This is a genomic window from Clostridium sp., from assembly GCF_036646415.1.
Classification (GTDB): domain Bacteria; phylum Bacillota; class Clostridia; order Clostridiales; family Clostridiaceae; genus Clostridium_J.
In genome coordinates this window covers 42,236-65,155 of the sequence record NZ_JAVXMF010000014.1, presented here as the reverse complement: position 1 = coordinate 65,155, position 22,920 = coordinate 42,236, and the positions used below count along the sequence as shown (strand labels likewise).

Sequence of the window (22,920 nt, the reverse complement as noted above, 5' to 3'; positions counted from 1 at the left end):
AACTTATTTATATTGTATATATAAATAATAGATTGAGGAGAAAACTATGAAATTTTGCCCATTATTTAGTGGTAGCAGTGGTAACAGTATATTTGTATCAGAAGGTGATATGAATATATTGGTAGATGTGGGTATGCCAGGTAAATCTATAGATAGAGAGTTGAACAACATAGGTGTAGATCCAAAATCAATAGATGGTATATTTGTAACTCACGAACATTCTGATCATATTAAGGGTGTAGGAGTATTTTCAAGGAAATATGATGTTCCAATATATGCACCAAGTCTTACTTGGGAAGCTATGGAGGGCAAGATCGGAAATATAAAAGAAAAAAACATAAAAATGGTAGAGGGTAGGTTTAGTGAGATTGAAAATTTAACTATTGAGAATTTTCCAATATCTCATGATGCAGTAGCTCCACGTGGATATAAAATCCATGGTAATAAAAAAGCATGTTGCATAGCTACAGACTTAGGCTATTTTTCGAAAGAAGTAAAAATGGCATTAGAAGGCAGTGATATAATACTGTTAGAGAGCAATCATGATGTAGAAATGGTTAAGTTTGGACCATATCCATATAATTTAAAGCAAAGAATATTAAGTTCAAGGGGACACTTATCAAATGAGGATTGTGGTAAGGCTATAGTAGATATTCTTAAGGATAGTCACAAGACTATATATTTAGGACACCTAAGTAAAACTAACAATTACCCAGAACTTGCATATGAAACAGTGGCTTGTGTATTAAGAGAAAATAACATAGATATACATAAAGATATAGATTTAAAAATGGGCAATAGAGATAAGCATAGTTTATTATCGGAAATATAACGAGTTAAGACATAAATTAGGAGGTAGAATATGAAAAAGAAAACCTTAAGTCTAATTGTAATAGCTATAGTAGTTGGAATAGCTTTATTAGTGGGTGTAATTTATGCTACAAAAACTAAGATTATAAAGAAAGATAAACCAAGTACAATAAGTAAGGAAAAACTTGAGAATTCAAAAGAATTAACCTCTAACGATAAAGGTACAAATATAGTTTTATATTTTGGTGGAAATGAAGACAAGGCTGACATTGTTAAGGAAGAAAGATTTATTAGCAATGAGGAGTTTCTAGGAGAAATCATAATGCAGGAGTTAATTAAAGGACCTGCTATTGTAAGCGAGAGTAAACCAGTGCTTCCAAAGGAGACAAGACTTCTAAACTTTTCTATCAAGGATGGTATAGGATATATTAATTTAAGTAGTGAGGCTGTATTTGAAATGACTGTGGTTCAAGAAGAAACGTTGCTTAAATCAGTAACAAACTCATTAACACAATTAGAATCTGTAGCTAAGGTTATGATTACAATAGATAATCAAAGAGTAGAAACTCTTGGCGGTAATTATGACATATCAAAACCTTTTAGTAAAGATGAAATAGGAAATTTAAAGATTCAAAAATAAGATGTTCTTGAAACATAAATGAATATCTATTATAATTAATAAAATAACTATTATATAAAATTCGGATAAAAAAGGAGAAATTAACATGAGTATATATAGCAATTGGACAGAGTACGTTGTAGAATTTGTTAAAGAAAATGGGGAACCAGAATTTTGGAATCAATATGCTAAAGTTGAGAAATCAATATATATTAAAGCACTGACTATAGCTGATGGTGTAATTAGTGGTAAATTTTCAGATTTAGTTAAAGAATTTGAAGTAAACGAAGTTTACTTTATGGGATTCTTAGATGGAATAAATGAAAGTATAGACAAGGAACTTGATCTTGAAGCTATAGAAACTGACACAGAAATTAGCTTTAAAATAGATTTTGAAAAGTTATATTTTAATATGCTTGATTCTAAAGCAGACTACCTTTATACATTACCACAATGGGATAGAATATTCTCACAAGAAAAGAGAAAAGAAATACAAAAAACTTGGAGAGAATCAAAGACTGTAGTGAATGAAGCTAAAATTGGCAGAAATGATTCATGTCCTTGTGGAAGCGGAAAAAAATATAAGAAATGTTGTGGAAAATAATATAACAATTAACCCTAATGAGTTTATAAAACTTCATTAGGGTTTTTATTTTGTTGTGTATAAATATGGTATAATATATATAATAAATTTATTTGGGAGGGTAGTGAAAAATGGATAGTAATATGAAATGGTTAAAGGAAAATAGAATCAATCAAACAATTAATTCACTTAAAAAAAATGGTATCAATGGCTATTTGGTAAATGATTATAACGATTTGATAGATAAAATTAATGAGCTCACATCAGAAGGAGATACTGTATCTTGTGGAGGATCTATGTCTTTATTTGAAACTGGTGTAATTGAACATTTGAGAAGTGGAAGATATAAATTTTTAGATAGATACAAAGAAGGATTAACAAAAGAAGATATAAAAAATATTTATAGAGAGTCATTCTCAGCGGATGTATATTTTACAAGCACTAATGCTATAACAGAAAGTGGAGAGCTGTATAATGTAGATGGAAATGGAAATAGAGTAGCAGCAATGTTATATGGTCCTGATAAGGTTATTGTTGTAGTAGGTGAGAATAAGATTGTAAAAGATATTAATGAGGCTATAGTAAGAAACGAAAGAATAGCAGCACCTGCAAACTGTAAGAGATTAAACAAAGTTACTCCATGTGCAAAGGTAGGGCATTGTATGGATTGTTCTAGTGAAGATAGAATTTGCAATGAATACACAGTAATAAGAAGACAAGGAAACAAAGATAGAATCCATGTAATCTTTTTAAATGAAGAACTAGGATATTAATTAGTAAAAAGCTTTTGGAATTCCAGGAGCTTTTTTATTATATACTCTCTTTTAAATTAGTGTTGATTAAAACAATTTTAGAAAATGTAAAAATCAACACTTAATATATAATGTAAAGCTAATAATATAAAAGATACAATGAATATTTAATAGGTTTATATGGGAGAAATGTTAATGTGTATATAAGTGTGAAATTTCAATTATATCAAAGCAATTTAAAGTATTAGTGAGTTAATTTGACTAGGAATACTAAAAGCTACATTGAATAAACTAAGAATTAGTTATTTAATAATAAATATAGATAATAATTATTAAATAACAAATACTATTGATGAGATATAAATAGAAAAAATTTCACATCCTAATGTAGAAGTTATTTTTATGGTAAATTACAGAGTTTAAGGGAGGGTTTAATATATGAAAATCGCAGTTGTTGGGTGTACCCATGCAGGCACAGCAGTTATAGTAAACGCAAAAGAGCTTTATCCAGATAGTGAGATTATTGTTTATGAAAGGAATGATAACGTATCCTTTCTTTCATGTGGGATAGCACTTAGTGTGTCAAATGTAGTAAGTGAACCAGAAAAATTATTTTATAATTCACCAGAAAATCTAAATAACCTTGGTATAACCATGAGAATGAATTACGATGTAACAGATATTGATATAGAAGATAAAATTATTACAGCTAAAAGTTTAAAAACAGGGGATATTGTACAAGAGAAATATGATAAATTAGTTCTTACATTAGGATCGTGGCCAATAGTTCCTAATTTTGAGGGTAAAAATCTAGATAATATATTACTTTGTAAAAATTATGATCATGCTAAGGAAATAATAAAAAAATCTAGTGAAGCTAAAAATGTAGTAGTTATAGGAGCGGGTTACATTGGAGTAGAACTTGCTGAAGCTTTTGAAATGCAAGGAAAGAATATAACTTTAATAGATGCAGAGAAAAGAATGATGAGTAAATATCTTGATAAAGAGTTTACGGACATAGCAGAAAAAGAATTTAAGGAACGTGGAGTAAAATTAACTTTAGGAGAAAAAGTTCAAAGATTTGAAGGCGAAAATGGGAAAGTAGCTAGTGTGGTTACAGATAAGGGGTCATATGAGGCTGATTTAGTTGTACTTTGTATAGGTTTTGCACCAAGTACAAATCTAGTAAAAGGGAAATTAGATACTCTTCCAAATGGAGCTATAATAATAGATGAATATATGAGAACCAGCGTTAAAGATATATTTGCAGCAGGAGATTGTTGTGTTGTAGAATACAATCCAGCTAAGGATAAGCGATATATACCACTAGCAACTAATGCTGTTAGAATGGGAACTCTTGTAGCTAAAAACTTAGTAGAACCAACCCTTAAATATATGGGTACTCAAGGGACATCAGGAATAAAAATATATGATAAATGTATTGCATCTACAGGGCTTACAGAAGAGATTGCAAGAAGTACTACATCTATGGATATAGCTTCAGTAGTAGTAAAAGAAAATCATAGACCAGAGTTTATGCCAACTTTTAGTGAGGCAATGATAAAGTTAGTGTATGATAGAAATACTAGAAGAATTCTTGGTGGACAGATAATATCAGATGAGGATCTAACTCAGTATATGAATACATTATCTGTAGTAGTTCAAAATAACATGACAATAGAGCAACTTTCAATGACAGACTTTTTCTTTCAACCACACTTTAATAAACCATGGAGTTTACTAAACACTGTAGCAATTAAGGCATTAAAATAATAAATATGAATGATATAGGTTAAAGCCTAACTTAATTAAATTTTTTCTAATTAAGTTAGGTTTTTCTTTTAATAAATCAGCTTTAGAGATATACTAATTTTAGTAAATAAGTATAACAATTTAGGAGGAAGCCAGTGAATATAACGTTAATAACAGTAGGAAAAATAAAAGAGAAGTATTTAAAGGATGCTATAGATGAATACTCCAAGAGACTTTCAAGATATTGCAAATTAGAGATAATAGAACTACCAGATGAAAAAACTCCAGATAATGCATCATCTAAAGAGGAATTACAAATCAAAGAAAAAGAAGGACAGAATATCCTATCTAAGATAAAAGATAATGCTTATGTAGTAGCTATGGATTTAAAAGGTAAGCACGTTTCTTCAGAAGAATTTGCTGCTTTTATCGATAACTGTGGAGTAGAAGGAAATTCAAACTTAGTTTTCATAATAGGGGGAAGCCTAGGATTATCAGAGCAAGTTATAAAAAGAGCAAACTACAAAGTATGCTTTTCAAAGATGACCTTTCCACATCAACTATTTAGAGTAATGCTTTTAGAGCAGATATATAGAGGCTATAGGATTATAAAGGGTGATGCATGACATCTATAATTATAAAACTAGTATTAGTGATTTAGGTAAGAATATACAGTTTATTATATACATTGAAAACAGTGAATTAGCAAGGGTAGCTTTAAGTGCTTAAAAATAGTCAATACTATAAGTGTTGACTATTTTTTTATTTATGATAGGCTTCATTATTCAAAATGCGATAAGCTCTATAAAGTTGCTCAAAAACAACTGTAGATTTTAAACCCAAGTCCATTTCCATAGAACTTATAGCAAGTTTTTCATTGCATGATATTTCATCATTTAAGCCTATAATAATAGAAATATTTGAAACTCTATTCACACCTAATGTATTTATTCTATTAGCAAGTTTTTCGGAAGAAATATTAATACCTTTGGTAGTAACTAATATTATATAATCATTAGCAGGAATTTTTTTCGATAGTTGCACATGATTTTTCACGTGACAGTGATGTATTTTACAGTATCTAGTCAAGCGTTTACTGTATTCATTTATTGCTTCAGTATAGTACATTTCAATTTGATCACCCACAGTGAATATTTTAAAGTTCATAGTTAATTACCTCGTAGTCTTAATTTTCTAGTATTTATAATTATAAATTAAATTTCTTTAAAAAGAAAGGTTGTTAGGTTAATTTCTCACAAAGGCTCACAAAATCATTTTAAAATTGATGGGTATATTTAGCCTAATTATATTTGAAGCTTTGGTAGGGGCTAAATTGGCTTAAATAAATGGGGTAAACATCTTTTGTATGATGTAGCTTAATTAAATTTATTATATGGGAATTTATGTAATAAACTAATTTGGGTAGGTTGTAATATAATGTAGAAAATTAAGTAAATAAATGATAAAATTAATAATAATGTATAAAATTCAATTTTCGTATTATAGTGTTAAAGGGAGGACGTAAATATGTATAGCGATAAGGTGAGGGGTAGAGATAATTCTTTGGCACTATCAGTCATTAATTTTAAAGAATATAAAGAAGATATACCTAAAATAGATGATTCAAGTAATTCGGAAGAAATTTCATTACATAAGGATATAAAGAAAAATTTCAATATAGAATTAGAGCAAAGAGTAGATAAAAGAGGAAATTCTAAATTTATAGTAAAGGTTGAAAGTATAATAGATATTAACCAATGTGATGATGAATTTGAAGATTATAAAATACCAAGGGAATTTGAGTTACAAGAATTGATTAATGATAAATCTGGGGATGTGTTTTTAAAATTAAAAGATTTAGGGTATATGAATGAGGCTCTATTTGATGAACTTAAGAGTTATTTGAATAATTTATGGTATAGTAAACAATATAAAATCATTAAAGTAGATGATGTATTTACTTCTATTGGTGAATCTATATCACTTAGGGATGAGTATAAAAATATATATCTAGATTTTTTAGATACAGTTATAGATGATGCTGATAAAGTGATTTTAGATAAAAAAGATTTTAATAAGGAAAAACATATAGGGGTATTAGAGAAGAATTTTAAATGCTCTGGAGTTGACTGTTTATTAATTGATGGGGATGTATTATTAGATGAATTAGGTTTAGCAAGAGAACAGAAAGACGTTGAATTTAGAACGTTGATGAGTTTATGGAAAAAATATGACATCTTATATGTAAGACAAGCTAGAGCTAAAACACAACGTAATACTTTTAGATATCAATTAATTAGTACTATAAGCTATGCGGTAAAGCTAAATGATGATGTAGTTCAAGCTATTATGAAAGCTAATATGACAATGAGTATTGATTAAAATGAAAAATAGGATAGTTAGTCTATTTCCTTATAAAGGAGGAAAGACTAAATTAGTAAGAAATATAATTCCACTAATAGAATGGTCAGTAAATCATCATGAATTAAATGCATTTTGTGAGCTATGTGGTGGATCGGGAAAATACATAACAAATTTAAATTTGCCTAACAATATATATAAAGTATATTGTGAATTAGATGAAGGTGTAACTAAATTAGTTACAGTATTACAAGATAGGGAAGCAACTAAGTTATTGATAAAAAAACTTTTAACTTTTAATTTTACACAGGATGAATTTTATTTTATGAGGGATAATTATTATAGTGATAATCTAGACATTATAACGTCAGCTGCATATACGTATGTCTTTATTAGACTTAGCTGGAAGAATGCATTAACTAATTATGGTGAGGGAAAGATTAAAGGTAAAGAGCAAAGATTTCGTAAAGAAATAAAAGATATAATAGATAAAAGATTTGATATAGCACTAAAAGGGGTAAAGATTATTCAAGGTGATTGCTTAAACTTCTTAAGCCAGAATATTGATAGAGACGATTGCTTTGTTACATTAGATGTACCATATCCTAATACTGAAGGATATCCATCAAATGATAGATTTGGCGAGTTTGATTATGGACAACTAATAGGCATATTATTAGAAACAAAGATGAAGGTACTTATAAATGGGTATGATACCGATATTTATAGGAAGTTAGAGCAAGCTGGTTGGCAGAAAATTGAGTTTGATAATAATAGTAGAAGGAAAGGTACTAGGAGTGAAGAATTTTTATGGATTAACTTTGATGTATCACAATATACTATGGAAAGATTGAGACTTAAAAATACAAATAAATAGAAGTAGTATATGGCAGTGAATAAATGTAAAAATATTATATTTAAATTAGGTATGTAATTTCATTTCAAGAGTTGAATAGTGCGTTTATGGTATACAATAGAACTATCATAGAGAATGGCATATTTTCAACCAACAAATGTAGATTAAGACGTAAATATAGATTTAAGGAAGAGATCAAGTGAAAGTAGCACTTGGTCTTTTAATTTTTAGAATATAAAATAGTTTTTAGACTTAAGTACTTTGTCATCATAATATAATGGCATTCTATATATTAACTATTTATTTTAAATTGCGATTTGAGGCAGCGGTAGATATTTAGGCTTGATAGTAGAAATTAAAGCTTAGATTATTTTAAATTAAGGAAGAGGATAAATATATATAATGGTGATATGAAAGAAATGTAACACTATGGACAGTCAGGACAGTTAGGACAGCGATTTTGTATTACAAAGAATAGTTTAGCACTAAGAACAAAAAGAAAATAAGTTAGGAAACACAAAATAAAATTTCTGATATAAAATAAATTTAAGATAAATCAATTTAGTAAGGGTATAGTGGGAGTAAATTAGTAACATAAATTTATTTGCTCTTAAGTTTCGGGTAGTATGAGAAATTTTTAAAATTCAGGAGGGGTTCAAAGGAGGAAGAATATAAATGGTGGGATAGTGGGATGAAGAAGAAGAAGAAGTGGCATATACAAAGACAGTTTGACGTCGGGGATACTAGTTGAGTATATGTAAATATATAGATTTAGTATAAAATTAGAGAAAATAAAACAAATTGTTGAATGTGTGTAAATATAAGGTTATAATAGGACAAGGATAATATTTAATTAAATTTAAATGGAGTGATAACATATGAATTTAAGCAAGAAATCAAAGATAGCTATTATGAGTACAAGTATTGTAGTAATAGCATCTTTAGGTGGATGCTATTATAAGTTTGTAGTCTTAGATAAAAATAATTCTAATGAAACATTATTAGCAGATGCAAACAATGAAGAAGAAAGTGTAGACTTAAGTAAACTAGATGCAAACGGCATAGCAGGTAATTTGAATGAAGATATAAAAGTAATAAACGCTGCTCAAAAAGCTGGTGAATGGGATATTAGTATGTTAGACACGTTGAGTAAGAGGTTAACTGCAATTGAAGCCAGGTTAGCTATAGGAGATGATTTAGGTGACACCACTGGATTATTGACTGCAATAATGAAAGCGGATGAGTCTATGTGGGGAACATCTTTTGACGCCTCAGTGTATGGTGATGACTACAGAACCAAGTCTAGTACAATAGAGGCTACAATAAACTCTATAAAAGCTAAGATGGGGGTAGAAAATACCTTAGAGTATAGGCAAACCAGGTCATTCACGGTATTTAAGACCATTCTAGACAGCATGGCTAGTGCACCTAACGATGGTATCAAGGAGTCTGATGTAAGAGCGTTAACAAGGAATATAAAGCAAGTAATTGTGGATGCGTCTGAACCAGGTTATTTAACAATGGACTCAGCTGAATTTATGGCGGCTGTAAAACAAAGTATATGTCACAATGCAATAAGAACAACTGATAAGAACATAGAGGACTTATTAACCATAGCAGATAAAGAAATGATGACACTAGGTGAATTGTGGTGGAACAGTTCAGAAAACAATAATAAAATTATAACAACAGATAAGGGTGTGGGAGACATACTGAGTATCAAATCACCTTGGGGTTCACCAACGGCTGGACAAACTTTAGAAGAAGTAAGAATATACGCAAACGATTTAGGTAGAGCAAATCCTGGTACAGTAGCAGTACCATCAAACGCAAGTAAGATAGTTCCAAAAACATCTCAACCTATTAGGTCATCAACAGATACCACTTCAAAAGCAGTCGATTACACTTTAACAAAAGCCGCAAATGGAATAATGGCGAGATACGGAAATCACGTATATGGTTGTAAAACTCAAGAGGAATACGATGCAGTGATGAAGGTAGTTGATGAAATAGTTTCTAAACCAGATACAAGTCCTAGTCATTATAGGTCCTTACAGAAGTACAAAGATGGTGCAAGGTCATCTGACTTCACTGACACTACTAGCGTCGAGTACGAAGAACTTAAGCTATTTGAAGTAGACTTTGAAGACTTCCTAGAACAATGCCCACTAGAGTTTCAAGAAAAAGCACTTAATGATATTATAACATATCATTCTCAACTTTATAAGTACACAAAACAATGTACAGATCCCAAAGATGGTACTCCAAGTTCAGCATACGATGTAATAGGTAGGAAACTAAATGATTGTGATGCTGATGCTCAACTATCTTGTGCAGTATTTGATGCCTTAGGTTATAGTACTGCTATCAGAAGAGATGAATCTCATGGGTGGGCGTTAGTGAACGTAGAAGGGGTATGGTGTTCAGTTGGAGGTTTAACACCTCTAGGCTTAGGTGGTAGAGAAGTAACCCCACCAACATATCCAGTAGGTGATTAGTATACAGTATAAATAACTATTCAAGAGGTTGCAACCAACATTTGCAACCTCTTTTATTATGGACAATAACAACTAAGCATCAACATAACTCTATATTTACCACAACCACATGGACAATAACTATTACTTTTAAAGGGGTATAAAGATACTTAAACAAAGATAGGGAAGGGGAAACAATAATGCCAACAAACGAAATGCTTGAAACAGTAAACACATCATCTTTAGATAACATATTGAATCTAACTGGTACGCCTATTCTGCTACCTTTAAGGGAAGCATGGAAATTAAAGTTTCCAGACAAAGAATTTATTGGTACGCACAAAATACCAATAAGCATAATAAACTTAACCATAGGAAAGTTCTACTGTAATTGTGGACATCATGGAAAGGCAGAGAAGTATTACAGAGCAGATTTATTTAAGTGTGATAAATGTGGTAACACCAACTTCTTACAAACTAGGGGTAAGCTAAGTGCTAATTTAAGTACACACGAAATAGCTATATTTGCTAACTTAAGTTCAAATTACAGGGAAACAGCAGAAATAATAGATTACACAAACTGCGAGGATATACTAATTGAGGATTACAAGTATAAATGTACATTCAAGGATACTTACGTTGAGACCACAATAACGAGTGATATATTACATTTAAATCTTAGAGAGGGAACATTGAAAAACAGTAAGGGTAAAGATGTATCTAGTACCAAATTAGATAGGCGTGTATTTAACAGTTGTCTATCTAAGTATGCAAGTACACTTAAGTACCCTTTAAAGAATACAACTGACTTTTGGGTAGCAGAGTTAGGTGGCACTTTATGTAAAGCAGTATGTTCTAATTGTTGCAACATATTAGATGAATTTAGGTTATTAGATGGGTTGTCTAGTATTAATACTGCAAGAGAAAACATAGCTTTGAATTTTAATTGAATAATTACAGAAAAAACGTATATATACATAGATTTAGAAAAATAAGACATTTAACCTTTAATTATACTATGGGACAATAGTATATAATTAGAGGTATTTTTTTTGCATATGTAAACATTATTTGATGAGTATATAAATGATGTGAGGAGGAGATATAAATGGATGATATATGGTGGGGTATAATATTTTAGCGGGTAGTATGAATAATCATATATTTAGATTAGTAGTAAATGCACAGTTCTAGTAGGAACTGTGTGTTTTTTTTTGCGAAAGAACAGAAATTTAAGGAGAATATATTAAAAATTATTAAGGGCTGTTGTTATTGGTTTATATTAAAAATCTTTTGAGGGAGTTTATTTTTAATTGAGGAGCTTGGGGAAGAGCTTAATTATAAGGGGTATAAAGATAAAAAGTAGTTTGGGGGTAAATGATTTATGCATGTACTAGAAGTATGTATATGGAGTAATTACAGAGAAATGAGTTTTTTATTTCTTAGGAACAAAAGAACAAGGTGGAAATAGTAATTCACTTAATGGTGGGGGTGGAAAGGTTACATTAAATTTTAGAATGGGTATTGAAAGTTAATACATTATTTAATTATTTTGTGAGAAAATCTAAATTCTGAGAAACTAATTAAAAATGTATGGAGTTAGAACTATATTAGATAATTGGAAGAACAAGTGATAGCAAATCTTTAATTTAATGTGCAAACCGCTAATTAAAGTTCTTTTGATGATAAAAATAAAGGGGGAAGAAAAATGATAAAAAAATTAAGTTCAGTTCAAAATAATGATTCAATGAAGGGGGTGAAAAAGGTGCTGAATAGCAGGAATGGTTCTAAGGCTGATATGTCACAAACGGAAGAAATTATATTTTGCATGATGGAAAAAGCAAACAATTATAGCGGATTACCATTAGGGTCAGGATGTAAGAACAATATTGTAATTAATTTAGAGGATGACAATATTGCTATGTTAGTATCTATAAAAGGGATGGAATTTAAAATTATAGCAATTATTGATAGCAATATTGCTAAAGTGGTAAGTGTTGGAAAAATAGTAGATCCTAAAACCAAAAATATTGTAAGAATTGATTGCCATTATAAGGATAAGATGCCCGAAAAGTGTAAACAATTAGGTCGCATAGTAGTTGCGCTTAATGATTTGTTTATAGATGCGGCTACGGATGTCCATCATACTACTCACTACAGAGATAATAGACTGAGTCAGCTGCAAGTTTTATCGCATGGGGCACATGCACGAGTACATGGGACAGAAAAAACAGAGGGTGTAACTAATCGTTTAGGAGACGATGAATTTGTAGGTCATGTTCTAAATAATGTTTTGAAGGTAACTGAAGAAGAGTTCAATAGGATGATGAAGGAAGTTGTAAAGATGCATTATGAATTTCCTAAGCATAGGTATATTGGAGTTAGAGGGGCAAGCATTAGAGAATTGTCTTATGAAGGAATAAAACAGAGTGATGTTGCTGAAATAGAAGTACGATAGTTACTTGAGATACAGATTTGATAAAGGAATCTGTATCTTTTTTAAGGTCATAATAAATTTTGAAAATTGCAAGTAAAAAGTAGTTTGGATATATATTTAATCGATGTAAAGTATTAAATCTCTTTTTTCAAAATCTTAGTTTTGGGGTAGAAATACTTAAAGTGAAAACTAAAAGAAAAACGCCTAAAAAATTCTAGGTGCTTATTTTTTATGATTTTTCTAGTGTTAAGGCTTAATAAATAAGTAAATATTATAGGCAAAGTATTAAAACTTAAATAAATTTAATTTGTGTTTTATATCTTCATAAACATAGGTAAAGGGATAAATATAAAATAATTTATAGTATTTATATTTTATGGGGAATATAAATAAAATCATCAGTGGTTTATACACCTACTTTTACATTAGAACAGTGAGAGGAAGTGTATAAAGTGGAATGGTGGCGAGAAGTTACACTGGGTATTGAAGTTGAATTTACAGGAATAACAAGGAATGCAGCTGGAAGAGTTTTAAGTAAGTTTTTTGATTCGGAACTATTACATGATGGTGGAACATATGATGGATATTCTGTTATAGACGATAAGGGTAGAAAGTGGAAAATTGTTAGTGATGCAAGTATTTTTGCACAGAAAAATGCTAATGGAACAGTTGAATTAGCTAGCAAGCTATATTCATGTGAATTAGTAAGCCCAATATTATATTATAGTGACATAGATGAGCTTCAAGAACTTATAAGAAAACTACGTAAGGCTAATGCTTTTGTAAATAGTAGTTGTGGGATTCATATACATGTTGGAGCAGAAGAATTAGATGCAGTACACTTAAAGTTTCTTTGTAATATAATGTATTCGAAGCAAAACTTAATATATAGATCGCTAAATATTAATAGTGGTAGATTACGATACTGCAATAAGCTCCAAAGAGATTTTATAGAAGAGTTAAATTTAAAAAAACCTAGTAATATGGATGAAATTGCAGACATTTGGTATGGGGATTCATTTAGTAATAGAGGTGCTCACTATCATTCTAGCAGATATAGGTGTTTGAATTTGCATAATTTATTAAGTGGAAGACAACCTACAATAGAATTCAGAATGTTTAATTCCACGTTACATGCTGGTAAGATAAAGGCTTACTTACAATTTTGTTTATTGATGGGGTATCAGGCATTAATATCGAAGAAGACATCATATAAAATTACAGTACCGGTAACAGGAAATGATAAATATACTTTTAGGGTTTGGTTATTAAGACTAGGGTTAATTGGGGATGAATTCAAAACAGCACGCTATCACTTGCTGAAAAATTTAGAAGGTAATATAGCTTGGAGGGATATTATATAGGAAGCTTTTAATTAGAGTCTATTTTTATATGCAACTATAGATGTTAGTTGCATATGACATATGGTGTATGTGTAAGGATTAATCATAAATTAATGATTGATCCTTTTTATTTAAGTTATTATAGAAACTTTTTTTGAAACAGGCGGAGAACTATAAAATTCTACAGTCAAAAGGAGAGTTTGAATTATATTAATTATAAAATAGAAAGAAAGGATGTGTAGTAATGGAATTAGAAGAACAGGTTTATGATTATTGTGGTTATGCAGGGAGACCTATTACTGATTATTTATGCGTAGATAATCAGGTTCACAGTTATATAGATTATAGGAGTAAAAATGGCGTGGCAACAACAATAAACAATAAGCCTAAAAACTTATTTTCATCTCATGATTTAGAGGAGCTTAAATCGGATGTAGGGGATTTATCTGATGGCATAGCTTTAGCAAATGCACTTGAATTTATCAAGCTTGGATTTGAAGTTCCGATGGAGTCAGTAGATAAATACCAAGCTAATTTTAGGTCATCATATTTGCTTAACACTGCATTATGCTTTGCGCAACTTACGGATAGTATTGGGAATATATCACAATTGTTTGTAACTAAGAGTGAACCTATTCTTAGAAAATCAGCTTATTTACTTGCGGAAAGTGAGAATAAGAAGTCGATTGAAACTTTTAGGAAACAACTAACAACTGATTATACGGAATTAACAAAAGGGACATTTAATGTAGTGACTATTACTCCAGAGTTAGGTGGATTTATTCTCGGTAAATCAAGAATTAATACAAAAAGTGATAATGTAATACTCCTGCCTAAGCATGTATTAGATAATCATATTAAGAAAATTGTATATCGTATTGGACAAAAGAAAGTAAAAATCATATATCGTGAATTAGGGGTAATCAGGAGTTTAGTTACATCTCTTAATAGGGATATAGTAGCTGATTGGTTGCATACAAGTGACGAAAAAGAAATACTGGGAGTTACAGAAGGTTGGAAAAATATATACGAGTGTGGGAATTTGATTTTACCAAACTTAGATGACAAAATGAATCAAGTTGTAAGTGTTCCGGTGGTTGGGATAGAAGATGTAGTTATATTGTAACTTTTGATAGTGCCAATTTTAAGCACAGTGAGGACAGTGAGGACACTATTTAATAGAAAACTTTCCCCGAATTATGTATTACCCTTTTAGAATTTTCAAAATCCTAAAAGGGTAATTTTATAGAGGTATATATCCAAAAATAATAGTTTTCGGTATAGGTTTATAAACTGTATAGCTGGTATAGAATTAGGCGCTTTCATTATAAATAGTTTTACCCAAAATACGTCCTAAATCAAACTGTCTTTAAATCTGTTAATGGGAATATTTAAAACACAATTATATTAGGCATAAATGCTCTATACAATAATAAAATTTTAAGTTTGAGATAACTTTAGCTAGAAGGTGAATTTATGAGTATTAAATTATGGGGTTACATTCGGGTAAGTACAGATGGTCAAAACATTGAAAGACAAATTGATTTGCTTAAGGAATATGGTGTGAGACGGGAAGATATGTTTATTGACAAGATAAGTGGCACAAAGCAAGTGCGACCAGGCTTTAATGAACTTAAGAAGGTATTAAGAGAAGGTGATACTGTAATTACGGAGTCATTAAGTAGACTCTCTAGGTCTAGCAATGATTTATTGACTATTCTAACAGATTGGGAAGAAAAACAAATAGTATTTATATCTATAAAGGAACAATTAGATTTTAGTAGTTCTACGGGGAAGATGATGTTAACGGTTCTTGCAGCCTTAGCTCAGTTTGAAAGGGATATTATTAGGGACAGAGTAATTGAAGGTTTAGAGTCTGCTAGAGCTAGAGGAAGAGTTGGAGGTAGACCTAGAACTGATAAAAAGAAAATAGAAAAAGCTTTTAAATTATATGATAGTCAAACCCATAGCATTAAAGAGATAGTCAGCATTACTGGGGTAAGTCAAAGTGTACTATACAGACAATTAAAATTAAGAAGCAATTTCAATGGAGTTAATTAAGGAGGGAGTTATTATGGAACATGTAATTACATGTGGTATTTTAGATTTAGTTGAAGGTTTAGATGCTAAGGTCAATTACCTTTCAACTATTGAACTTTATAAGGTAAAGAATCCTAGTGTTGTTATAACGAAGATATACACTAAAGAGCATGAGGCTGTAAATGGATATGGCGAAGATGAATTTGAAAAATTGATTATTGGTGGAAAAGATATAATTATAGGCATACCGAGTGAAGCGATAATAAGACTTTAAAACAAAATGCTATCTAAGGATAACTTCAACTATGAGTAATTGAGGTTTAGACTTAGGTGGTATTTTTTTTTATGTTTTCTAAGAAATAAGTTTAATATATTCAGAGAAATTTCAGTATTTACGGAGTAAAAAAAATATTTAGGAGCAAATGCAACAGCAAGGTTATTAAGGGCATGGAGTTGATAAAACTTCAAATATAAATTTGGGGGAATAAACCATGTTTAATGAAATGTCAAGGATAATGCGAACGGAGGAAGAAATAAAAAACGATATTATGTCGGATTTTGCTAATGATTTTATTGAGGAAGTTGATAATTTGTTCAATCAGTACGGTAAAGATAACTTTAAAGGCATGATATCGAGTTGCTTAAGTAATATTATTACTTAAATTCATTAATTTACTAATTATTATTTTGAAGCTATAATAAACACTACATATAGTGTAGTGTTTAAAATTAAAAATAGAAGGAGTGTTATTATTATGGAAAAAAGAAGTGCAATTATATATACTCGTGTATCAACGGTGGAACAAGCAAGTGATGGGTATAGCTTGGCTAACCAAAGTAGAGAGTGTGAAGAGTATTGTAAAATGAACAATTTAGAGGTTATAGCTACATTTAGCGATGAAGGTATTTCAGGTTCTAGTATAAATAAAAGAGAGGGATTAAAGAAAGCACTGAATTTAATTAAGTCAAATAATGTTGATTACTTAATTGTTTGGAAGCTAAGTAGGTTATCTAGAAGTATCGGTGATATTAGTAATATTATTAGTCTAATGGAAAAGAGAAATACGAATTTATTTTCATTTAAAGAAAAAATTGACACAGGGAGTGCTATGGGAAAACCATTCATCTATATATCAGGTATAATTGCAGAGATTGAGCGGGATAACACAATAGTTCAAGTAAGGGCAGGAATGCAACAAAAAGCATTAGGTGGTGAGTGGAATGGAGGAAAACCTCCTCTTGGTTATAATCTAGAAGATAAAAAGCTAATTGTAGATAAAAAGGAAAGCAGTATAGTCGAGATTATATATAAACAATATTTGGCTAATATTGGTTATAAAAACATTGCTAGATATCTGAATCAAAATGGGCATAAAACTAAAAAAAATAATAATTTTACTGGTAATGCTGTTAAAAATATATTACAAAATCCAATATATGCAGGTAAATTAAGATGGGGATATCGAGAGAATTGGAACACTAAGAATGAAGAAGGTCACAGGAGTAGAAGATATAATGATAATGCTACAATTAAAGATGGAATTCATGAAGCAATCATTGATGATAGCATCTTTAATAAAGTGCAAGAAATGATTAAAAATAACCCGAGACACCATATGAGGCAGTTTAATGGTGGTCACATTTTAAGTGGCTTAATTAGATGTCCAATGTGTGGTGGGAATATGTCTATGCAAAATACAACGGTGAAAGGTAAAACTTATAAATATTATAGTTGCAATGCATATGCAAATAATAAAGGGTGTAAAGCTAATCAAATTAGTAAGGAATCTATAGAGGAAGAATTTTTAAATATATTAGGGCAAATTATGAGTGAAGATAGTTTTAAAGAAAAAATGCTCTCATCACTTAAGGATATTGATGGACAAGTACAAAGTTTAAATAAAAGCATAAAAAAAGATGAAGTAGAAATTAAAAAGCTTGAAGAAAAACAACATAAATTAGTAATGAAACTAGCAGATGCAGAAGATTACATTAGTGAACCAATAAAAGTAAGCTTAAAGAAGCTAAAAGGTGATATTGATCAATTATGTGATAGCACATTATCCAAGAAAAGAAAGATAGAAAACATAAAAGCTAGTAATGTAACCAAGGGTGAGATAGAAGAAGTTCTAGGCAATATAGATATTATAATGAAATTAATGGATAAAGAAGTTCAAAATAAACTTATACGTAAGCTAGTTAATAAAATAATTACAGGAAAGGACAAGCATATAACAGAAATACATTTTCGCTTTAAAGAAAAATTTATAATAAAAGATGGTACGGTGAACCGTATCATAAGTAAATGAGGTATATAGCCTTAGGTATTGATATTAATTGTGTAAGGTGGTTCTCTATATTAAAATAACGTATCAATTATAACTTTAATTTGCAAAAATCAGACAAAAGAAATTAAATGTTGGTGTAAGAATAAGGTTACTTTAAATTATAATAAGCTTATCATAATTTAAAGGAGCTTTTAGAATTAATGCTTCTATAAATAGAGTTATTGACATAGAGTTTTATTAATCATATAATAAAATAAAACTTATCAATAAATTTTAATTTATTGATAAAATAAATACTAAAGGTGATATATATGGAAAAAAGTAAAAGATTGATCTCGGCAGATGAAATAAGGATATTTTCTAATCATTTCAGAATGAAAATTCTATCTCTTTTTGATTGTAATTATACTTCTATGACCATTAAGCAGATGGCAGATAAGCTTGGGGAAGTACCTTCAAAGGTTCATTACCACGTCAAGGCTTTAGAGAAGATAAAGGTAATGGAAATAGTGGAAAAAACAGAAAAGTCAGGGATTATAGAAAAATATTATTTGCCTACTGCCGAGAATTTCTATATAGATAATGTTGTAAAGACCACAGGAAGCAAAATATATGAAGATAATCAAGAGGATATATTTGGTAATGTTATGAAAGAGGTCTCTGAAAGTATTGATAGCTTCAAAAAAAATGCAAATCCTAATGAGGATTCTGGAAGATTATTTAGTCAACTCAATGTATATTTAACTCCTGCAGAAACTAGAGAGCTACATGAGATTTGTATAAATTATATAAAGAGCAAGGAGAAAAAAGAAGATTCAATGCCATTCAGCTTTACTCTTTTAACTATTAAAAATTATGACTAAAGCTTACTTTATCCATAAATCTAAATCTCTCCACTGAGTTATAAAAATAAATATATTTATTCTTAGTTATGTAAAGTACTAATCAGTTAAGATTAGTACTTTTTCTTAGTGCGCCCAACATGAGCGCAATGAGGTTACTGATAAAGTAGATTCTTTTATTTCAAAACAAGTTATACACAGAAAAATAAGGTCAAAAATGTCTATAAAGTCAAAAGAGAGCCCTTAGAATCAATTCTGAGGGCTCTCATATTTTTACAATTAGAGTTTTATATTTTTATTAAAGTTTTTCAGTGACCTCGAGCGCAATCTAACGGGTTAAAGTCCCGAGTACGGGCTTTACATATAAAAGTATTGAAATTATTAAACCAAACCTAATATGAATGTAAAACTGCTACTTTAAAATTTATTGACATAAAGTTCCAAAGAAGATATAATAAAATAAAGTTTATCATTAAAATAAATTTTAATGATAAATTTTATTTTAAAAAGACTTTTATTTGACGATAAACTATAAGTAAGGTGGGGTAAAATGAAAAATTTATTAAAAAATAAGAATGCATTAATTTTTGTTTTAGCGAGGGCGCTATCAAGGTTTGGAGATTCGCTTGAAAGTTTAGCGCTTATGTATCTTGTATATGATCTTACAGGATCAGCGCTAGCTATGGGAACTGTTATGTTGTTTAGTATGATACCGAATTTTTTAATAAGTCCAGTTGCTGGAGTAATATCTGATAGATACAATAAAAAGCGAATAATGTTCATTGCTGAAATGGTTAGAGCGGGAGCAATTATGTTAATACCAGTTTTAATGTTCAATGGGACCATTCAACTATGGCACATTTATAGCATGGCAGTATTCGTATCTATTGCAGAGAGTTTCTTTGAACCTTGTTCAAACATTGTATTTGTATCAATAGTAGAGAAAGAAGAGTTACATTTAATAAATTCGGTTGCAACCGTTGTTGGACGTATTGCAGGAATATTGGGATATTCATTGGCGGGGGTGCTGATTGTATTTTTAAACAAAGAAATATTATTTATGATTGATAGTATAACTTTCTTGTTATCAGGAATTGCTGTGTTGATAATTACATTACCTAAAACTGAGGAGAAAAAAATAGGAAAAGCATTAGAAATTGTATCTGATTTTAAAGATGGAATAAAATATATATTTACTACTAAATTAATACCTGTGCTATTTCTAGGAATACTTATTTTAAGTGCGTTATTGGTACCAGTAGAAAGATTTGTGCCAATAGCAGTAGAAGAAATATTTAGTTTAAGTCCTACTTGGGCGGGAATGTTCATGACAACATTGACAATAGGAAGTATCGTGGGAGGGATAATCTATCCAATCCTAGTAAATAAAAATATAAAGCTGAAAAATGCGTATCTATATAATCTTGTGTTACTCGGTGGGGTAATACTCATTTCCTGCTATATAAAATCACAATATATATTGTTTGTTATGTTCTTCGCTACAGGAGCAATTTCATCGATAATTGGGACATGGAGTTTTACTGAAATACAGAAGTGCTGCGATGAAAAGTATTTAGGCAGAGTAGGTTCCGTTGCTACTATGGTTATGCTTGCGGCAGCACCATTAGCATCGTTCTTAAGTGGAGTATTAATTGAAGTCTTTTCACTGATAAGCGTATGGAAATTAGTTGGTTTTCTTTTCATAATAATAGGTTTATTTATGTATGTGAAAATCAACAAATTACTTGAGGTTAATAGTGAAATTAGCGAAGTGGTAAAAATTAGTGAGCCACTTGGTGATAATTAATAATTAGAATATGATATATTGTTATTAATAATAAAAGTACTTAAGAGAAATCTATATTCTTAAGTACTTTTATATTTATGCTTAATATGTGTAGTGTTAGAATAATAAGAGTAGAATTGATTCAAACATATAGATGTGATTAGCAACCTCAGTTGCAACTAATACGGAGAACCGGTGCGTCTGAGCAAGGTTGTGTAATTTAAATGGTGGAAATCCATTCTGAAAAGATTAAGTCAAATCATTCAGTAGCGAGTCATGGATATAAATAGGTAACTATTTAGTAGGCTTGAATGTGATTGAGCCTCGTAATAAGTATAAATTTGGGAAGGCTGACGGTGTCGGTTCTCTGGAAAGCAATATTATAGAAGGCGGTAATGACAAGTCTACTATAACTTCCTCGGGGTCAAAGAGCCAAGCATGCTATACAATGATTATATAGCAACTCAGGAGACCCTATTAGCTCTCTCAAAAAAAGAGAGTATAATAAACAATCGATAAAAAGGAAGAATATTAAAAGGCTAATGGGGAGTCGGATACTCTCATAGTACCAATGATAGTGGGTAATGCCAAAGTAGGGAAGGAGATTACATATTATTGTCTTAACTAAGGAAACATTCACTGCAGAATCGTATTCATGTTACGAAGAATAAATAAAATATGTAATTATATGAAACAAAAGCAAATGTATGGTATAATTTTTTTGTATTTACCTGGAAAAATGGGTTTAAGAAATGACAGAGACCGTAATGACAAAGGTTAGGTTTAAATGTTGAATAATAAGAATGGAGTGATTATATGTCTAGAGCAAATGACCGAGATATAGTTAGGTTTCAGTATAGTTCAGATAAGAATTTAAATGCTAGACAAGCTTTTCATATTGCCTTCAGTACAAATAAGTATGGATGGGAAAATTGGGTATTTGATCAATATATGTTTAAGCCTAATGATAGAGTTATTGAATTTGGCTGTGGGAATGGAACAATATGGGCAAGTAATAGAAATAAGATACCAAAGGATATCAAGGTAATTCTGACAGATTTATCTGAGGGAATGTTAAGAGTAACAAAGGATAACCTTTTAGGGGTTGAACAAGTAATTGATTATTCTACTATGGATATACAAAACATTAAATATGAAGATAGCTCCTTTGATTGTGCCATTGCCAACCATATGCTTTACCATGTGCAAAATAGAGATTTAGCAATAAGTGAGATTGCACGTATACTTAAATCAGATGGAACTTTTTACGCTACTACCAATAGTATTTATAATATGAAGGGATTTAAAGATTTAGTGAGGGATTTTGATTCTCGACTTGATTATGCATCCTTTTCTGTTGCAAAGGAATTCGGATTAGAAAATGGAGCTGAACAGTTATCTAAGCATTTTGATTCTGTTGAAAAGGTAGTATATGAAGATTCTCTCCATATAACAGAAGCAAAGCCCTTTGTAGATTACGTTCTGTCTTTGGAGGGACATGTAAACATACATGATATAATGACAGAAAGCAAAATAAAGGACTTTTACAGATATTTGGAAGATATAATTTTAAGAGAAGGAAGTATTGATATACCTAAAAGAAGTGGAATGCTTATAGGGAAGAAGCCTAAGAAACTTTTATAAAAGGAATAACTACTATTCTATATTTGAACTCTTATAAATTACGTTCAATTAAAACGAATAAGGTGTGTGGTAAGTTATGTTGAGTTACATAACTTATCACACACCTTACTATTTTATTATAGAATAATGTAAAACCTCACTTGTAAGTAATAGGGAGAGCGTACCACAAATAAGTGAGGTTATAAGCATTTAAATATTATATAGAGGGTTTATGAGAGTTTCGAAAAATTTTCATAATTATTTAAATAAAAGATTAGTAGCTAACCAATTTGACCTGTGGCTACTATCATTTTAGATAATCTTCTTCTAATACTGGAAAATCAATTTTAA

General features: G+C 30.1%; 21 protein-coding genes. 20 read left to right on the top strand and 1 reads right to left on the bottom strand.

Annotated features, from left to right (window positions below):
* The first annotated feature begins 46 nt into the window (after positions 1–46).
* The 6 genes from RSD37_RS10730 (at position 47) to rlmH (ending at position 5,142) form a co-directional block, all read left to right on the top strand.
* The gene (locus RSD37_RS10730; protein WP_346946736.1) at positions 47–832 is read left to right on the top strand and encodes an MBL fold metallo-hydrolase; all 786 of its coding nucleotides are present in this window, start codon (positions 47–49) and stop codon (positions 830–832) included.
* Between the two features lie 30 nt (positions 833–862).
* The gene (locus RSD37_RS10725) at positions 863–1,450 is read left to right on the top strand and encodes a GerMN domain-containing protein (protein WP_346946735.1); all 588 of its coding nucleotides are present in this window, start codon (positions 863–865) and stop codon (positions 1,448–1,450) included.
* 85 nt (positions 1,451–1,535) lie between these two features.
* The gene (locus tag RSD37_RS10720; protein ID WP_346946734.1) at positions 1,536–2,033 is read left to right on the top strand and encodes an SEC-C metal-binding domain-containing protein; all 498 of its coding nucleotides are present in this window, start codon (positions 1,536–1,538) and stop codon (positions 2,031–2,033) included.
* 110 nt (positions 2,034–2,143) lie between these two features.
* Entirely contained in the window at positions 2,144–2,785 is a 642-nt protein-coding gene (locus tag RSD37_RS10715; protein ID WP_346946733.1) for a lactate utilization protein, read from the top strand.
* Between the two features lie 417 nt (positions 2,786–3,202).
* Positions 3,203–4,537, top strand: coding sequence for an FAD-dependent oxidoreductase (locus RSD37_RS10710; protein ID WP_346946732.1), 1,335 nt, complete (start codon positions 3,203–3,205; stop codon positions 4,535–4,537).
* A 134-nt stretch (positions 4,538–4,671) separates the two neighbouring features.
* Positions 4,672–5,142 carry a 23S rRNA (pseudouridine(1915)-N(3))-methyltransferase RlmH gene (gene rlmH, locus RSD37_RS10705; protein ID WP_346946731.1) on the top strand — a complete coding sequence of 157 codons (471 nt, stop codon included), beginning with the start codon at positions 4,672–4,674 and terminating at the stop codon, positions 5,140–5,142.
* 136 nt (positions 5,143–5,278) lie between these two features.
* Here the strand turns inward: rlmH and RSD37_RS10700 are convergent, their stop codons facing one another.
* On the bottom strand, positions 5,279–5,683 hold the full coding sequence (locus tag RSD37_RS10700) for a 23S rRNA (pseudouridine(1915)-N(3))-methyltransferase RlmH (protein WP_346946730.1): 405 nt from the start codon (positions 5,681–5,683) through the stop codon (positions 5,279–5,281).
* A 360-nt stretch (positions 5,684–6,043) separates the two neighbouring features.
* Between RSD37_RS10700 and RSD37_RS10695 the strand changes: the two genes are divergently transcribed.
* From RSD37_RS10695 to RSD37_RS10630, 14 genes are all read left to right on the top strand, one after another.
* Positions 6,044–6,898 carry a hypothetical protein gene (locus RSD37_RS10695; protein ID WP_346946729.1) on the top strand — a complete coding sequence of 285 codons (855 nt, stop codon included), beginning with the start codon at positions 6,044–6,046 and terminating at the stop codon, positions 6,896–6,898.
* A 1-nt stretch (position 6,899) separates the two neighbouring features.
* Positions 6,900–7,754 carry a DNA adenine methylase gene (locus RSD37_RS10690; RefSeq protein ID WP_346946728.1) on the top strand — a complete coding sequence of 285 codons (855 nt, stop codon included), beginning with the start codon at positions 6,900–6,902 and terminating at the stop codon, positions 7,752–7,754.
* An 857-nt stretch (positions 7,755–8,611) separates the two neighbouring features.
* A complete protein-coding gene (locus RSD37_RS10685; RefSeq protein WP_346946727.1) occupies positions 8,612–10,231 on the top strand; it encodes a hypothetical protein in 1,620 nt (539 codons plus the stop codon).
* Positions 10,232–10,410: 179 nt separating this feature from the next.
* Positions 10,411–11,160, top strand: a complete 750-nt coding sequence (locus RSD37_RS10680; protein ID WP_346946726.1) for a hypothetical protein — start codon at positions 10,411–10,413, stop codon at positions 11,158–11,160.
* A 758-nt stretch (positions 11,161–11,918) separates the two neighbouring features.
* Positions 11,919–12,668 (top strand): hypothetical protein, encoded by a 750-nt coding sequence (locus RSD37_RS10675; RefSeq protein WP_346946725.1) that lies wholly within the window; start codon positions 11,919–11,921, stop codon positions 12,666–12,668.
* A 431-nt stretch (positions 12,669–13,099) separates the two neighbouring features.
* Positions 13,100–14,011: an amidoligase family protein gene (locus RSD37_RS10670; protein WP_346946724.1), complete on the top strand. Its 912-nt coding sequence runs from the start codon at positions 13,100–13,102 to the stop codon at positions 14,009–14,011.
* Positions 14,012–14,234: 223 nt separating this feature from the next.
* Positions 14,235–15,116 (top strand): hypothetical protein, encoded by an 882-nt coding sequence (locus tag RSD37_RS10665; RefSeq protein ID WP_346946723.1) that lies wholly within the window; start codon positions 14,235–14,237, stop codon positions 15,114–15,116.
* Positions 15,117–15,466: 350 nt separating this feature from the next.
* Positions 15,467–16,051 (top strand): recombinase family protein, encoded by a 585-nt coding sequence (locus RSD37_RS10660; RefSeq protein ID WP_346946722.1) that lies wholly within the window; start codon positions 15,467–15,469, stop codon positions 16,049–16,051.
* A 13-nt stretch (positions 16,052–16,064) separates the two neighbouring features.
* Positions 16,065–16,304: a hypothetical protein gene (locus RSD37_RS10655; RefSeq protein ID WP_346946721.1), complete on the top strand. Its 240-nt coding sequence runs from the start codon at positions 16,065–16,067 to the stop codon at positions 16,302–16,304.
* 481 nt (positions 16,305–16,785) lie between these two features.
* Positions 16,786–18,339, top strand: coding sequence for a recombinase family protein (locus RSD37_RS10650; RefSeq protein ID WP_346946720.1), 1,554 nt, complete (start codon positions 16,786–16,788; stop codon positions 18,337–18,339).
* Positions 18,340–18,629: 290 nt separating this feature from the next.
* On the top strand, positions 18,630–19,181 hold the full coding sequence (locus tag RSD37_RS10645; RefSeq protein WP_346946719.1) for a hypothetical protein: 552 nt from the start codon (positions 18,630–18,632) through the stop codon (positions 19,179–19,181).
* Positions 19,182–19,710: 529 nt separating this feature from the next.
* Entirely contained in the window at positions 19,711–20,967 is a 1,257-nt protein-coding gene (locus tag RSD37_RS10640) for an MFS transporter (protein ID WP_346946718.1), read from the top strand.
* A 292-nt stretch (positions 20,968–21,259) separates the two neighbouring features.
* Positions 21,260–21,406 carry a hypothetical protein gene (locus tag RSD37_RS10635; RefSeq protein WP_346946717.1) on the top strand — a complete coding sequence of 49 codons (147 nt, stop codon included), beginning with the start codon at positions 21,260–21,262 and terminating at the stop codon, positions 21,404–21,406.
* 356 nt (positions 21,407–21,762) lie between these two features.
* Positions 21,763–22,590 (top strand): class I SAM-dependent methyltransferase, encoded by an 828-nt coding sequence (locus RSD37_RS10630; protein WP_346946716.1) that lies wholly within the window; start codon positions 21,763–21,765, stop codon positions 22,588–22,590.
* The last annotated feature ends 330 nt before the right edge of the window (positions 22,591–22,920 follow it).

What these genes read in the sequence shown, in the direction of transcription:
- RSD37_RS10640 (WP_346946718.1), top strand. Translation starts at nt 19,711, where the DNA reads ATGAAAAATTTATTAAAAAATAAGAATGCATTAATTTTTGTTTTAGCG.
- RSD37_RS10675 (WP_346946725.1), top strand. Translation starts at nt 11,919, where the DNA reads ATGATAAAAAAATTAAGTTCAGTTCAAAATAATGATTCAATGAAGGGG.
- RSD37_RS10695 (WP_346946729.1), top strand. Translation starts at nt 6,044, where the DNA reads ATGTATAGCGATAAGGTGAGGGGTAGAGATAATTCTTTGGCACTATCA.
- RSD37_RS10650 (WP_346946720.1), top strand. Translation starts at nt 16,786, where the DNA reads ATGGAAAAAAGAAGTGCAATTATATATACTCGTGTATCAACGGTGGAA.
- RSD37_RS10660 (WP_346946722.1), top strand. Translation starts at nt 15,467, where the DNA reads ATGAGTATTAAATTATGGGGTTACATTCGGGTAAGTACAGATGGTCAA.
- RSD37_RS10700 (WP_346946730.1), bottom strand. Translation starts at nt 5,683, where the DNA reads ATGAACTTTAAAATATTCACTGTGGGTGATCAAATTGAAATGTACTAT.
- RSD37_RS10630 (WP_346946716.1), top strand. Translation starts at nt 21,763, where the DNA reads ATGTCTAGAGCAAATGACCGAGATATAGTTAGGTTTCAGTATAGTTCA.
- RSD37_RS10710 (WP_346946732.1), top strand. Translation starts at nt 3,203, where the DNA reads ATGAAAATCGCAGTTGTTGGGTGTACCCATGCAGGCACAGCAGTTATA.
- RSD37_RS10655 (WP_346946721.1), top strand. Translation starts at nt 16,065, where the DNA reads ATGGAACATGTAATTACATGTGGTATTTTAGATTTAGTTGAAGGTTTA.
- RSD37_RS10645 (WP_346946719.1), top strand. Translation starts at nt 18,630, where the DNA reads ATGGAAAAAAGTAAAAGATTGATCTCGGCAGATGAAATAAGGATATTT.
- RSD37_RS10680 (WP_346946726.1), top strand. Translation starts at nt 10,411, where the DNA reads ATGCCAACAAACGAAATGCTTGAAACAGTAAACACATCATCTTTAGAT.
- RSD37_RS10665 (WP_346946723.1), top strand. Translation starts at nt 14,235, where the DNA reads ATGGAATTAGAAGAACAGGTTTATGATTATTGTGGTTATGCAGGGAGA.
- RSD37_RS10690 (WP_346946728.1), top strand. Translation starts at nt 6,900, where the DNA reads ATGAAAAATAGGATAGTTAGTCTATTTCCTTATAAAGGAGGAAAGACT.
- RSD37_RS10715 (WP_346946733.1), top strand. Translation starts at nt 2,144, where the DNA reads ATGGATAGTAATATGAAATGGTTAAAGGAAAATAGAATCAATCAAACA.
- RSD37_RS10685 (WP_346946727.1), top strand. Translation starts at nt 8,612, where the DNA reads ATGAATTTAAGCAAGAAATCAAAGATAGCTATTATGAGTACAAGTATT.
- RSD37_RS10725 (WP_346946735.1), top strand. Translation starts at nt 863, where the DNA reads ATGAAAAAGAAAACCTTAAGTCTAATTGTAATAGCTATAGTAGTTGGA.
- RSD37_RS10730 (WP_346946736.1), top strand. Translation starts at nt 47, where the DNA reads ATGAAATTTTGCCCATTATTTAGTGGTAGCAGTGGTAACAGTATATTT.
- RSD37_RS10720 (WP_346946734.1), top strand. Translation starts at nt 1,536, where the DNA reads ATGAGTATATATAGCAATTGGACAGAGTACGTTGTAGAATTTGTTAAA.